The 14146-nt window shown below is 60.4% G+C and carries 12 protein-coding genes and 1 tRNA gene; 9 read left to right on the top strand and 4 right to left on the bottom strand.

Annotated features, from left to right (window positions below; translation table 11 throughout):
* The first annotated feature begins 38 nt into the window (after positions 1–38).
* The 4 genes from secDF to RB548_RS06900 all read left to right on the top strand — a co-directional run bounded on the left by secDF (position 39) and on the right by RB548_RS06900 (position 4420).
* Entirely contained in the window at positions 39–2609 is a 2571-nt protein-coding gene (gene secDF / locus RB548_RS06885) for a protein translocase subunit SecDF (RefSeq protein WP_331374217.1), read from the top strand.
* A 2-nt stretch (positions 2610–2611) separates the two neighbouring features.
* On the top strand, positions 2612–2998 hold the full coding sequence (locus RB548_RS06890; protein WP_331374218.1) for an Mth938-like domain-containing protein: 387 nt from the start codon (positions 2612–2614) through the stop codon (positions 2996–2998).
* Positions 2999–3016: 18 nt separating this feature from the next.
* Entirely contained in the window at positions 3017–3859 is an 843-nt protein-coding gene (locus RB548_RS06895; protein ID WP_331374219.1) for a phytoene/squalene synthase family protein, read from the top strand.
* Between the two features lie 96 nt (positions 3860–3955).
* Complete coding sequence (locus tag RB548_RS06900; protein ID WP_331374220.1) at positions 3956–4420, top strand: hypothetical protein; 465 nt, start codon at positions 3956–3958, stop codon at positions 4418–4420.
* On the opposite strand, the gene trmFO is transcribed toward RB548_RS06900, so the two are convergent.
* The 3 genes from trmFO to RB548_RS06910 form a co-directional block, all read right to left on the bottom strand.
* A complete protein-coding gene (trmFO, locus tag RB548_RS06905; RefSeq protein WP_331374221.1) occupies positions 4417–5844 on the bottom strand; it encodes a methylenetetrahydrofolate--tRNA-(uracil(54)-C(5))-methyltransferase (FADH(2)-oxidizing) TrmFO in 1428 nt (475 codons plus the stop codon). The genes RB548_RS06900 and trmFO overlap by 4 nt on opposite strands.
* A 98-nt stretch (positions 5845–5942) precedes the next feature.
* Positions 5943–6086, bottom strand: a complete 144-nt coding sequence (locus RB548_RS32135; protein WP_408642400.1) for a DUF1127 domain-containing protein — start codon at positions 6084–6086, stop codon at positions 5943–5945.
* 416 nt (positions 6087–6502) lie between these two features.
* Positions 6503–6646, bottom strand: a complete 144-nt coding sequence (locus tag RB548_RS06910) for a DUF1127 domain-containing protein (protein ID WP_280732995.1) — start codon at positions 6644–6646, stop codon at positions 6503–6505.
* 972 nt (positions 6647–7618) lie between these two features.
* Between RB548_RS06910 and RB548_RS06915 the strand changes: the two genes are divergently transcribed.
* From RB548_RS06915 to tig, 4 genes are all read left to right on the top strand, one after another.
* Entirely contained in the window at positions 7619–8722 is a 1104-nt protein-coding gene (locus RB548_RS06915; protein WP_331374222.1) for a DUF2157 domain-containing protein, read from the top strand.
* Complete coding sequence (locus RB548_RS06920) at positions 8719–9312, top strand: GDYXXLXY domain-containing protein (RefSeq protein WP_331374223.1); 594 nt, start codon at positions 8719–8721, stop codon at positions 9310–9312. The genes RB548_RS06915 and RB548_RS06920 overlap by 4 nt, the downstream gene beginning before the upstream one ends.
* Before the next feature lie 239 nt (positions 9313–9551).
* A tRNA-Leu gene (locus RB548_RS06925) sits at positions 9552–9636 on the top strand.
* 176 nt (positions 9637–9812) lie between these two features.
* Positions 9813–11294, top strand: a complete 1482-nt coding sequence (tig, locus tag RB548_RS06930) for a trigger factor (RefSeq protein WP_331374224.1) — start codon at positions 9813–9815, stop codon at positions 11292–11294.
* 109 nt (positions 11295–11403) lie between these two features.
* On the opposite strand, the gene sthA is transcribed toward tig, so the two are convergent.
* Positions 11404–12807 (bottom strand): Si-specific NAD(P)(+) transhydrogenase, encoded by a 1404-nt coding sequence (sthA, locus tag RB548_RS06935; RefSeq protein ID WP_331374225.1) that lies wholly within the window; start codon positions 12805–12807, stop codon positions 11404–11406.
* Between sthA and RB548_RS06940 the strand changes: the two genes are divergently transcribed.
* Positions 12806–14116: a magnesium and cobalt transport protein CorA gene (locus RB548_RS06940; protein ID WP_331374226.1), complete on the top strand. Its 1311-nt coding sequence runs from the start codon at positions 12806–12808 to the stop codon at positions 14114–14116. The genes sthA and RB548_RS06940 overlap by 2 nt on opposite strands.
* Positions 14117–14146 lie beyond the last annotated feature (30 nt).

Genomic DNA, 14146 nt, shown 5'->3' on the forward strand with positions numbered 1-14146 from the left:
CCGCAACCGGCAGAGCCGGCGAATGGAGCATTCAGAGCATGCCCAAGTTCTCGCCGCTGAAAAACGCGATCATCTGGCTCGTCGTCCTGGCCGGTTTTGTTTTTGCTCTACCGAATCTGTTCTCCAGGGAAGAGCTTGCGGAATGGCCCGCGTGGTTGCCGCAACGGCAGGTACCGCTCGGGCTCGATCTCCAGGGCGGTTCCGACTTCACGCTGAGGGTGGTCCGCGACGACATCATCGCGGAACGGCTCGAAACCACGATCGACGCAATCGGCAAAGCGCTCCGGAATGCCGATATCGCCTATATGGGCCTGTCCGGCAGCGGCCAGGCGATCCAGTTCCGGGTTCGCGATGCGACGAAGGTCTCGGTCGCGCGCGATGCATTGCGCCAGCTGACCGCTCCCGTCGATAGCGCCGGCCTCATTCGGAATCAGATTCAAGAACTGGTTTCGGAAGGGGCGGAGCAGGGCGAGGCGGTTCGGCTGCGGCTTACCGACGAGGGGATCGACCTTAGGGTGGCGTCGGCGGTGACCGAAGCCATCGATGTAGTTCGCCGACGTATTGGCGAAGTCAGTATTGCTGAACCGTCGATACGGCGGCGCGGAAACGATCGTCTCGTCGTTCAAGTGTCCGGATTGGACGATCCGCAACGACTGAAGGATCTCCTCAGCCAGCGCGCCGAGCTCACCTTCCGGTGGCTCGATCCATCGATGCCGGTACAGCAGGCTGTCGATGCACGGCCGCCGGCGGCAAGTGAAATTCTCTATTCGCTCGACGATCCGCCGGTTCCCTATCTGGTCGAAAGACGAGCATTCGTCGCGGCCGACGATTTCGTCGAGGCGCAACCCGATTACGATCCGACAACCGGAGATCCAGTCGTCAGTTTCAAGCTCGGCGCCGACGCGCTGGCACGCATAACACCGCTTTTGGAAGCCGATTCCAGACGGCAGTTTGCGATCGTGCTCGACGGGCAAGTGGTGTCGACACCAGCGCTCGCCGACGCAATTACAGGCGACGTCGGCCGGATCTCGGGAAATTTGTCCGAGGACGGTGCTAAGAACCTCGCCGCCTTGATGCGCGCGGGACCGCTACCGGCGAACCTCACCGTGGTCGAGGAGCGTACCGTCGGCCCCGGTGTCGGAACTGACGCCATTACAAGCGCGCTCAAGGCCGGCATGATCGCCGCGCTCGCTGTCGCAGCGTGCATGATCGCGTTCTATGGCTTCTTTGGCGCGATCGCGGTGGTCGCGGTCATCGTGAACGTGGTGCTGATCATTGCGGCGCTCTCCCTTATCGGCGCGACTTTGACCTTGCCGGGGATTGCGGGGATCATCCTCACGATCGGCGTGGCGGTCGACTCGAACGTTCTCATCTACGAGCGCCTTCGCGAGGAGGCGCGCGGTCCCGGACCGCTGCGAAAGGCGCTCGACACCGGCTTTTCACGAGTCTTCAGCAGCATCGTCGATGCCAACCTGACGATGGCGATCGCCGGGGCCATTCTTTTCTATTTCGGCTCCGGCGCCTTTCGCGGTTTCGCCGTGACGCTTGCGATCGGAAGCGTGACGACGATCCTGACCGCCCACAGCCTGACTCGCCGTCTGGTCCGCGGATGGTATCGCCGCCGCCGGCCCCAGCGATTGCCGAGGGGCATCCGCACAGGCTTCTTCAGCGAGGCGGACTTTCGGTTCATGGCGATCCGTAATCCGGTCTTCATCCTGATGGCAGCGCTATCGCTTGCTTCGCTCATCTTGCTGGTCAGCCTAGGCCCCGACTTTGGGGCGGATTTCAAGGGCGGGTCGATAATCGAGCTTCGGGCGAAGTCCGGTGTCGCCGATAGCACGGATATCCAGGCTCGTCTTGACGAGTTGAACCTCGGGGAAGTCCGGGTTCAAGAACTCGGCACGGAACGAGACGTCCTCGTCCGCGTTCCCTCACAGGAGGCCGGTGACAATGCCGAGCAAACCGCGATCGGATTGGTGCGCGCTGAGCTGGAGGATCAATACACCTTTCGTCGGGTGGAGGTTGTCGGGCCGGCCGCTTCCGACGAGTTGACGCGAGCCGGCAGCCTCGGCATCGGTGCGGCGGTCTTGGCCATTCTGCTCTATGTCTGGATCCGGTTCGAATGGCGATTTGCGCTCGGCGCGATGATAGCAACCGTGCATGACGTGTTGCTGACCGTTGGCTTTCTTGTCGTCACGCGTACCGAGTTCAATCTTGCGAGCATTGCCGCTTTGCTGACCATCGTCTGCTATTCGCTGAACGATACCGTCGTGATTTACGATCGCATCCGTGAGAATTACGTGCGCTATCAAAGGATGTCGCTCTCGGTACTGATCGATGCGTCGATCAACCAGACGCTTTCGCGCACCGTTCTGACGGCTGTAACGACGATACTGGCGCTTGCAGCGCTCTATCTGTTCGGCGACGGCTTGCTTCGCTCTTTCGCCATGACGTTGCTTTTCGGTGTGGTTGTCGGAACGCTCTCGTCGATTTATATCGCTGGCCCGGTTCTCATACTCTTCAACCGCCGAGGCGGCCGGGCCAAGGGCGGGCAGAGTCCCGCTCGCGGTGACGATGAGCCGGCGAACACGGCAACAGGGACGGCCTGACAATGGCAAAAGGCATCGAAATTCGCGAAGCGCACTTCCCCGGGCGGGCGCCGATAGACGCTTATGGAAACGGCGGCTTCCGCTTCGCCGACATGTCTCACCGCGGTTCGGTCCTCATGTTGCCGTCCGGTATCTATGCGTGGGACGTGGTTGAGGGTGATCCGCTTTCTGTGGACAAATTCAAGCGTGTGCTGGACGAAGCGCGTGAGATCGAAGTGCTGCTTGTGGGGACGGGTCGCGAAATCCGCCCCTTGCCGGCGGAGCTGAAAGCGGCCTTGCGAGCGCAGAACATCTCCTCCGATCCGATGAGCACCGGGGCGGCGGTTAGAACCTATAACGTGATGCTCGCCGAAGCGCGTGCTGTCGCCGCGGCCCTGATCGCGGTGTGATTTCGAAGGAAGCTGTGCGTGCAAGAGGCCGATACCCAGATTCTCGCAACCTTGCGGGACACAGATCGCGATCGTTACCTGGCTTGCCTGCTTTCCCCACCTGAGAAGCGACGGTCGCTTGCGGCTCTCTATGCGTTCTACGCGGAAATCGCCCGGGTGCGCGACTTGATACACGAGCCGCTACCGGGCGAAATTCGCTTGCAATGGTGGCGTGACGTTCTCTCGAACGAGCAATCGAGCGGCGAGGGGCATCCGCTCGCGGAGGCGCTTCTGCAATGCGTCCGCGAACATCATCTGCCCGTCGCAGTGCTCGAGAACATGATCGATGCGCGAATTTTCGATCTTTACGACGATCCGATGCAGGACAGGTCGGCGCTGGAAGGTTACGCCGGTGAAACGGCATCTGCCCTCATCCAGCTTTCTTCGCTGATCCTTGATCCGTCGAACGCGGCGAAATCGGCTGAGGCCGCCGGGCATGCCGGTGTCGCGCAGACGATCGCCGGCCTCCTCTTGCTTATGCCAATTCATCACCGGCGCGGCCAGGTCTATCTTCCTGCAGATCTCCTGCGCGCGACAGGGTTAGACCGGGAAGCTTTTCTGGCCGCCGGCGACAGCCATGCCGTCGATAGGGCGATCCAGGCATTCTGCGGCCTGGGCAGGGATCATCTTACGAAGGCGCGTCAAGGCATCGGCTCGATCTCTTCGCAGAATTTCTTCGCCTTCCTTCCGGTGGCATTGGCCGAACCGGTGTTCGACCGGGCGGAAAAGGCGGGAGCGCGTCTCCTTGAGCAGCCTATCCAGCCGCCCCAATGGCAGCGGCAATGGCGAATGTGGCGCGCGACCCGGAGCAAGCGCTTCTGAGCCGGGCTTGGAGTTGCATTTGGTCAAGCTGGCGCAAGTCTCACATCGTATAGGCAGGAGCGACTGGATTCATGCCGTCCAAAAGGGGCCCGTGTGATGTTGTGGCTGTTGCTCATCGTGGTGGTCGTCGCCGTCGGAGCGTTCTACATCAGGATGAACGCCCGTGCCGAACGGGATTTCGACAATCCTGACGCGGGCTTGGCAATGGTGGAGTTTGGCCGCGCTTTCCCTGATGAGGCCATCCGCGCCTTGCATTCGACGATCGACCGGAAGGCGATCTTTCTTCGACTGCACGATGGCAAGGCCGGGTTTATCCAATCGCACGGCACGCATTACGTCTGCTACGTCATTCATCCGGGCAAGGTGCGGGTGAACAGTTCCGACAGCGGACGCGGATTGATCGTGCACTTTCCGGATTTCGCCTATCTGGATAACGACTTCGAGTTCCGGACCGCCGCCGAGGCGGCAGAGGTCTCGCTCTGGCTGCTCGGCAGCTTCAGCCCGAAATCGGAATTCAGCGATGAGCCGCCGGCAGCCCAGGCGGCCCAGGCGAGCGACTAAGCGGTCTTCAGTGCAGGAACGGCGAGCCAGTTTGCGCAATCGCTGAGCGCGCGCGATGCCGTCGCCTGCTTTTTTGCCAGGGCCTTCTCCTTGCCGCGAAAACGCTTGGCGCCTTCCGGCTTGGTCAACGCGCCCGGTTCCAGCGGCGGAAACAGACCGAAGTTGACGTTCATCGGCTGGAAGGAGCGCTTGCCCGGTTCGTCGTCGGAGACGATGTGTCCGCCGGTGATGTGATTGAGCAACGCGCCGAACGCCGTCGTTTGCGGCGGCGGCACTAACGGCTCGCCCTTTCGCTCGGCGGCCGCGAACCGACCGGCAAGCAGGCCGATGCTGGCGCTCTCCACATAGCCTTCGCAACCGGTGATCTGGCCGGCAAACCGTAGGCCCGGTCGGGACTTGAGCGCTAAGGTCGAATCGAGCAGCGTCGGCGAGTTGATATAGGTATTGCGATGGAGGCCACCGAGCCGGGCGAACTCGGCCTTCTCAAGCCCGGGGATCAGCCGGAAGACCTCCGCCTGCGCACCGTATTTCAGCTTCGTCTGGAAGCCGACCATGTTGTAGAGCGTGCCAAGCGCGTTGTCCTGCCTGAGCTGTACGACGGCATACGGCTTGACCGCGGGATTGTGCGCGTTGGTCAGCCCCATGGGTTTCATCGGGCCGTGGCGCAGCGTTTCGCGTCCGCGTTCTGCCATAACCTCGATCGGGAGGCAGCCGTCGAAATAGGGGGTGCCTTCCCATTCCTTGAACCCGGTCTTGTCGCCGGCGATCAAGGCATCGACAAAGGCGTTATATTGCTCCTCGGTCATCGGACAGTTGATGTAGTCCTTGCCGGTGCCGCCAGGGCCGACCTTGTCATAGCGCGACTGGTGCCAGCAGATATCCATGTCGATCGTATCGGTGTAGACGATCGGGGCGATTGCGTCGAAAAACGCGAGCGCATCGGCGCCTGTTTCCTCGCGGATCGCCTCAGCCAAGGCCGGCGCGGTGAGGGGACCGGTGGCGATGATCGCAAGATCCCATTCCCTCGGCGGCAGCCCGGTGACCTCCTCACGAACGACCGTGATCAGGGGGTGACTGTCTATCGCGGCGCTGACGGCCGCCGAAAAACCGTCGCGGTCGACGGCAAGCGCTCCACCGGCGGGAACCTGGTTACGGTCGGCAGCCTGCATGATCAGCGAGCCCGCGAGCCGCATTTCCGCGTGCAGCACGCCCACGGCGTTGCTGGTCGCGTCGTCGGAGCGGAACGAGTTGGAGCAGACGAGTTCGGCAAGGCCGTCGGTCTTGTGCGCGTCGGTGCCGCGCACACCGCGCATCTCGTGCAGGATTACCGGAACGCCGGCCTGGGCGATCTGCCACGCGGCTTCCGACCCGGCGAGGCCGCCGCCGACGACATGAATGGGGGAAAAGGAAGTGTTCGCTGTCATGGGCGGCTTCCTATCACAGCCGCCTCCCGGTTCCAATTGCGAAGAAACGAAAACGGCGCCATCAGGCGCCGTCTTGTATGATTGGATGTTCGCTCCGATTAGCGGAAGGAACGAGCCGCAATGTTGCGGATATCGTAGCGGGTGATGCCGATATCGCTGAGCGCGTGGTTCGAGAGATTGCCGAGCTCGGCGACGGTGCGGCGGTAGTTGATCCAGCTTTTTGCAATGCGAATCGGGTTCATCGTCGTGTCCTCAAGATAAGTTTGTCGCGACAGTGATTTGTCTGCGTCGTTGGGGTCCTTATACGCTTGTCTAATTGGAAGATGGAGTGCAAAGAAAATGCATCTGCTATGCGTTTGTGCAGAGCATCGCCGATTTCGTAAGCACCGCGCTCTCGCCGCTCGAAAACGCGTCACAAGTTAAAAGTTGGCTAAATTACTCGACTACGCGTTAATCTCTTGTGTTTTCGACAGTTTTTGCGCTGCGCCGGCGCCGAAGGCCTTTTTCAGAAGGGAGCGGCCGATGAGCGCTCGATCGGTGCGCCGAGCGACTTTTCGCAGTCGCAAAACGGCGGCGTGTACGCGTCGGCCAGGGCGAAAGAAAAACGCCCTCCGGCGGGACCGAAGGGCGTTCCAGAAATGGGTGGTCGTGCTTTGGCTTACTTGACAGCCTGACGAGCAACGTAGGGAATGTCGCCGCGGCCGATGCCGAGGTCGTTCAGTTCACGGTCGCTCATGCGGCCGAGTTCGTTGCAGGTCTGACGATACTTGCGCCAGTTGTTGAAAGAACGTGCGAGGTTCATGATCCTATCCTTTCTAGGGTCGTTTGCCAGCGCTTTGTCTCTCTTGCTGGCCGTCATCTGATGGTTTGAAATATAATCGATTTGATCGGCAGTTACAGAGACAATGCTGCATCGCACCCATGCGTCAATTGCAATCCTTTACCTTCCCGTTAACTCGCCTTTAACGATTGCCGCTTTGCCGCGTCGCCGGTGCGGTCCGACGGCTGCAGGAGCATGGGTTGAAAACGGGTGAAGACGCGCAAAAAACAACGCCCGCTGGGGGAGGAGGTCCAGCGGGCGTTGCTTGTCCTGATTGGCAACCGGGAGGAGGAGTGTCGCCAATCCGTATCGGGTTGCGCTGGGAGGAGGAGTGCGCTGCCCGATCGATGGTTGTAAAATATGCTGTGGTACGCGTTTTGTGTAGAGGCGCACACCGAATGGCACCCATGCATTTCACGCATGCCTTGAGCGCGCAACACGGCAAAACTGCTGCAATATTGTGCAATCGGGCAGGTTTCTCGCGACTTAATGGGCAGGCAGGAGGGGCAAAGCAAAACGCCCGCTGGGGGAGGAGATCCAGCGGGCGTCATGTAAGTGATTGGCAACCGGGAGGAGGAGTGTTGCCAATCTTATCGGAGAAGCGTTGGGAGGAGGAGTACGCTGCTCCGAATTCATCGAGCTTCCGCTCGGGTCTTTCCGGGTTCCGGAGGCGGGCGACCAGTCCCGCCGGCGTCCGTTTGGCTCATCACCTCTCGTCGCCTTGGATGGTGTGAATATAGCCATCCTAAATCGATTTGTGCAGTGCAATATATGCATGGAAGATATGCGGCGCGCGCAATCCCGTTGCAGGCTCGCATAAGTGAGGTGATCTCGCGGCAGCAACGAACGCCCCATTGTTTTCTCTCGCCATTTTTACTGATTTGTTATTCTCTAAAACCGGCTGAGGCGTTGGGATGGCGCCCACATGGCCGGGGGCACAGGTCCGGAGGTGAGATGTATCGCGGACGCATGGAACGAGATCTGAAGCGCTGGGTGGATCTCGGCCTGCTTCCCCAGTCGTCGGCTAGCGCGATGCTCGCAGAATATGATGCGCGCGAGTCCACTTTCAGCGTCGGCCGTGTCCTGTTGGCGCTGGCGGCGCTATTGCTTTCGGCCTCGCTCTTGCTGCTCCTCGCGGCGAATTGGGAAGCGCTGCCGCGTCTTGCCAGGGTCGCGGGCGTCGTCCTCTTGATCTGGCTCTTCCATTTTCTGGCTGCCTATTTCCTCGGGCGTGGAGCCAAGGCGGTTGGCGCGGCACTGCTCATTCTCGGCACGATGTCCTTTGGTGCCGGCATCGCGCTGGTCGGCCAGATGTACCATCTGTCGGGCGACGCGGCGGATGCGATGCTTCTGTGGTTCGCCGGGGCGTGCCTGTCAGCAGCGGCCTTCGCGTCGGCTGCCGTCACGACGATTGCCGCATGCCTTGCCTGGGCGTTTCTTGTTACGCTGTTCGAAAGCGGAGGACTTGTTCCGGTGGTCGAGTCCTATTTCTGGCTCGTGCCGGTCCTGGCGGTCATCGTGCTCACGCTGGTCCGCTACACCGATGCGGGGCGCACGCGCCATTTGGCTTATCTTCTAGGCGTCGCCTGGCTGGGCGCGCTCTACGTCGACAACCCGGAGATCTGGCTCGCAACCTCCTTCTTCGCCGCCGGCTTGATCGCCTTTCTGCTCGCGTCGCTGCCGCGATCGCCGCTGTATGGCCTGGCTTCCGAGGCTGGTTCCGCACCTTCGTTCTATCCGTTTGCGGTCGCCGTCATCGGGCTGGTGGCTTTGCAAAGCGAAGCAAGAGGCGCTTGGGCAGAGATCGCCGTCGGCGTCGGCCTGCTTGCCTTAGCGCTCGTAGGCATCGGTATTGCCGGTGCGCGCAACGGCGCAGTTCGGTACTTGGCCTACGCGGTATTTGCCGCGGAGATATTGTATCTGGCTTTCGAGACGCTTGGATCGATCCTTGGCACATCAGGATTCTTCCTCATTGCCGGAGTAGTCGTTGCGCTTGTGGCGTGGCTCGTCATCCGAGTTGAGCGCAGGCTTGGGCAAGCGGGGGAGGCTTCCCGATGAGCGGTGCTTGGTTTGTCGCGCGCCGGCGCAATCCCTTCGTGGCGGCCCTCGTGGTCGCTGTGCTGCAGACCGTCGTGCTTGGATACATGATCGAAAGCCGCGCTTCGATCCTGCGCAACGGCAAGGATGTGCATCTCAGAAGTGCGCCTATCGATCCGCGCGACCTCTTGCGCGGTGACTATGTGACTCTAAGCTACGATATCTCTCGCATTTCGCCGGACATCATCGCAGGCGGTTTGCCCGAGGAGGCCACGAGGGCGGTGCTCTTCGTGCGGCTCAAAGAGCAGCCGGACGGCTTCTGGGGGCCGGTAGAGGCATCGTTTGGTCCACTCGCGCAAGCCACGGACAGCATCGTGATCAGATCGCTGCCGTTCTCGTACTATCCCTCGTCCGGCGCGCCACCGCCAACGTTCTTTCCGAACTACGGAATCGAGCGCTATTACGTGCCGGAAGGCGAGGGCCGTGTCCTCGAAAACGCGCGCAGCACCCATGCGCTTTCGGTCAACGTGCGTGTGGATCCGGATGGGCGCGCCCAAATCCGGCAGGTTTCCATAGATGGGGCGCAGGCGTACGAGGAGCCGCTTTATTGATGGCGCACCGCCGCGAAGGAACTTCATTTTCTTGCCGGTTTCTTGGTTCAGAATAATCAAGGCAACGGCGAAGACGCGGGCGTGCATGGTCGCGCATTTTCTCTTTGATCCGGCATAAACGAGTGATATAGAGACGCCGCGCTCGGGAAAGCCCGAACCCTTCGCATGTCCAGAATATCCGCGGTGCTCCCGCTGGTTGTCTTGCGGGAAATGCGATCAGGCGGTGTGGTTGTCTGAACGCGGGTATGGTGAAATTGGTAGACACGCCAGATTTAGGTTCTGGTGCCGCAAGGCGTGGGAGTTCAAGTCTCTCTACCCGCACCAGGACAACAGGTAGCCAAACGTCGGAATTCGACGGTGAAGAGGGTAGGCGGAGTGCCATTTTGCTTGCAAAACGGTCAAGGAATTGCGTAAAGCCACTCCCGGCAAATGGATCGGCTCACGTGCTCGCCAGGCCTTTCGAGGCAAGAGCACTGTCAACGTGAAATGAAGGTTTGAACATGCAGGTTATCGAAACGCTCGCTCAAGGGCTGAAGCGCGAACTCAAGGTCGTTATCCCGGCCAAGGACATGGAAGCTCGGATGAATGAGCGTCTGGCCGAAGTGAAGGACCGCGTCCGCATCAACGGCTTCCGTCCGGGCAAGGTGCCGGTTGCGCATCTGAAGAAGGTTTACGGCAAGTCGATCATGGCTGATCTCGTCAACGAGATCGTTCGTGACAAGCCGACCGAAATCCTGACGGAGCGCGGCGAAAAGTCGGCAACGCAGCCGGAAATCGCGATGACCGAGGACGAGGCGGAAGCCAACAAGATCCTCAATGCCGAGGCCGATCTCGAATTCACGGTTGCCTATGAGGTTATCCCGAAGTTCGAGCTCAAGGATGTAAGCGGCATCAAGGTTGTTCGCGAAGTCGTCGATATCGCGGAAGACGAGGTCAACGAGCAGATTCTGCGCATCGCCGAAAGCGCCCGCACCTACGAATCCAAGAAGGGCAAGGCCGCCAATGGCGACCGCGTCACCATCGACTATCTCGGCAAGGTCGACGGCGTTGCCTTCGACGGCGGCAAGGATGAGGACGCGGAACTGGTGCTCGGCTCCAACCGCTTCATCCCGGGCTTCGAAGAGCAGCTCGTCGACGTCAAGGCCGGTGACGAAAAGACGATCACCGTAACCTTCCCGGCCGACTATCCGGCCGCAAACCTTGCCGGCAAGGAAGCAACCTTCGACATTACCGTGAAGGACGTCGCCGCCGCCGCTGCGCTCGAAATCAACGACGAACTCGCCACAAAGCTTGGCCTCGAATCGGCCGACAAACTGAAGGAAATCGTTCGCGGTCAGATCGAAAGCCAGTACGGCTCGGTCACCCGCCAGAAGGTCAAGCGCCAGATTCTCGACCAGCTTGACGAGCTCTACCAGTTCGAGACGCCGGAGCGCCTCGTCGACGCCGAATTCGAAAACATCTGGCGCCAAATCAACACCGATCTCCAGCAGGCCGGCAAGACCTTCGCCGATGAAGAGACGACGGAAGAGGAAGCGCGCGCCGAGTATCGCAAGCTCGCCGAGCGTCGTGTCCGCCTCGGTCTCGTTCTCTCCGAAATCGGCGAAAAGGCTGGCGTTCAGGTGAGCGATGACGAAATGCAGCGCTCGCTGTTCGAACAGCTGCGCCAGTTCCCGGGCCAGGAAAAGCAGATCCTCGACTACTTCAAGAACACCCCCGGCGCCGCCGCTTCGCTGCGCGCACCGCTGTTCGAAGAGAAGGTCGTAGATCACCTGCTTTCCGAAATCTCGGTAACCGACAAGTCGGTTTCCAAGGAAGAGCTGATGGCTGACGACGAGGAAGCCGAAGGCAAGCCGGCCGCCAAGAAGGCGCCTGCCAAGAAGAAGGCTGCGGCAAAGGCCGAAGCTGCTGAAGGCGAGGAAGCCGCGGCACCGAAGAAGAAGGCCCCGGCGAAGAAGAAGGCTGCTGACGAGAGCGCCGAATAATCGGTTCCTTCTGCGAGAATTCGAAGAGGCCGCCTTTCAGGGCGGCCTTTTTCTTTGTGAAAGAAGAAGCGCCGAAGCGGCGGCTGAAGAAGAAGCCATGAAAGCGGCGTTAGGCCGTCTTGATTTCGCCCATGCGGTTCCAGGCGTCGAGACCGGCGATCTTGTAGGCTTCGGCGAGCGTCGGATAGTTGAATGTGTTTTCAACGAAATACTCGACGGTGCCCTTCAGATTGAGGACCGCCTGGCCGATGTGCACCAGCTCAGTCGCGCCTTCCCCGATGATGTGGACACCCAGCAAACGCCGGGTCTTTAGCGAGAAGATCATTTTCAGCAGACCGGCATCAAGCCCCATGATGTGCCCGCGCGACGTTTCCCGGAACCGCGCGATGCCGCATTCGTAAGGAATACCACGCTCCTTGACCTCTTCCTCGGAGAGGCCGCAGGTCGAGATTTCCGGCACGGCATAGATGCCGTAGGGGAAATATTTCTGCGGCTCCTTGGCAATCGCCCCGACTGCGACGCGGGCGGCGACGCGCCCCTGTTCCATCGAGGTCGAAGCGAGGCTCGGAAAGCCGACGACGTCGCCGGCGGCGTAGATGTTCGGGACCGAGGTCTGGAACGTTTCCGGATTCACCTTCAGCCGTCCGCGGCTGTCCGCCGCGAGCCCGGCTGCGGGGAGGTTGAGCGCATCGGTCGCGCCGATGCGGCCAGCGGCAAACAAGACCATCTCCGTCGTGATCTTGCGGCCATTGTCGAGCGTAAGCAGAACCTTACCATCTTCGAGCCGCTCCACGTTCTCTGCCTTCTGGCCGAGATTGAGCTTCATGTTACGATCGCGCAGTTGGTAGATGAAGTCCTCGACGATCTCCTTGTCGATGAAGTCGAGCATTGTCGTCTTGGGATCGATGACCGTGACCTGCGTGTCGAGCGCGCTGAAGATCGTCGCGTACTCGATGCCGACGACACCCGCGCCGATCACGACCAGCGAACGCGGCAGTTCCTCGATATCGAGCAACTCATCGCTGTCGACGACGGTCTTGCCGTTGAAGGGAATGTAGTCCGGGCGGAAAGGTTTCGTTCCGACGGCGAGCAGGACGCTCGTTGCGGAAACCGGAATGCTCTCGCCGTCCTCCTTGAGGATCTCGAGCGTCGTCGGGTTCACAAAACTTGCGCGGCCGCGGATATGTTGGACGCGGTTTCGCGCGAACTGGTGTTCGAGCACCTCGACCTCGTGATTGAGAGTGATGATAAGGCGGCGGCGCAGATCTTCGGCGCTGATTTCCTGTTTCACCCGGTAAGAGCGGCCGTAGAAGCCCCGCTCGCGCCAGCCCGACAGGTTGAGCGCGGTCTCGCGGAGCGTCTTTGACGGAATAGTTCCGGTATGGACCGAGACGCCGCCGACGCGCTTGCCCTGCTCGACGACGAGCACCCTCTTACCGAGTTTCGCGGCCTGGATAGCACCCCTGCGCCCCGCTGGGCCGCTTCCGACGACGATGAGATCGAACTGGTTCATGAACGCTTCCCGTATGCTAGAGCAATTCCAGGAAAAGTGTGCAACGGTTTTCCGTCCGGAATTGTGTCATTTCAAAGAGTTAAGAATCGTTGTGCGATGCGGCAAATTCCACTCGCACGCGTTTATAGCGTCAATTGCGCGGTTTGATGAAGCACCATGCGCATTGTTCTATCGTGGATGCGCCTGTGCTGAAATAAAGCTATGTTTGCGTATGACGTCGCCCTTCGGTTTTTTCGCGGCAAAAGCAAGGTGGAGTCTAGGAATGGCATCGAAAGCGACGGCGCTCCCTGGTCATGCTGATCGCGTGGCGAAGGCCGACGCGGCAGTTCCAGCGACACGCCCGGGGGTCGTCGCTGCTGCGGTCTACCAGAACGGGAAGCGCCTGCGTGACATTCAGGTCGAAGAGGCGGGACAATGGCGGGGCCGCGAAAACGTCGTCGTCTGGATCGGCCTGCACGAGCCGGATGAGGCGCTGCTGCGCCAGGTTCAGGCTGAATTCGATCTCCACGATTTGGCGATCGAGGACGCCGGAAAGGCGCACCAGCGCCCAAAGCTGGAAATCTACGGCGACGCAATCTTCGTCGTGGCGCGCACCGCCCACATGGCTGACGATCAAATCGCATTCGGGGAAACGCATCTTTTCGTCGGTCGCGGTTACATTATTTCCGTTCGCCACGGGGCATCGACCTCTTATATGGCGGTCAGGCAGAGATGCGAATCCTCACCAGCAGCACTTGCCCATGGTGAGAATTACATCCTCTATTCGATCCTCGATTTCATCGTCGACAACTACATGCCGGTGGTCGAAACGATCCATGCGGAGGTCGAGGAACTCGAGGACAGGCTCTTGCGCGACCGGTTGGATAAGGCCGATATCGAACGGCTTTATCTGCTGCGCCGAAATCTGTTGCGCCTGCGCAATTCCGTGGTGCCACTGGTGGATGTGTGCCGAAGACACGAGCACCTCGAACTTCCAGGCATGGACGCGGCGATGCAGCCCCTGTTCCGCGATGTGACCGATCATGTTCGACGAGTTCAGGAAGACATCGATGCCTTGCGCGAAGTTCTTGCCTTCACCTTCGAGGCGAGCCTGATGATCGGCCAGTCGGAGCAGACGGAAATCTCGCGCAAGCTTGCTTCATGGGCAGCCATTCTTGCGGTTCCGACGGCGATTGCCGGAATCTACGGCATGAATTTCGAAGATATGCCGGAGCTTAGGTTCCGCTACGGCTATTTTGTCGTGCTGGCGGTAATTGTGGGGCTGTGTGCCACGCTCTACCGCTTCTTCCGGCGAGCTAGATGGCTTTGACTGGAAGGCTGAGCGGGTGGGATTTTCAGG

Source organism: Sinorhizobium chiapasense, from assembly GCF_036488675.1.
GTDB lineage: Bacteria > Pseudomonadota > Alphaproteobacteria > Rhizobiales > Rhizobiaceae > Sinorhizobium > Sinorhizobium chiapasense.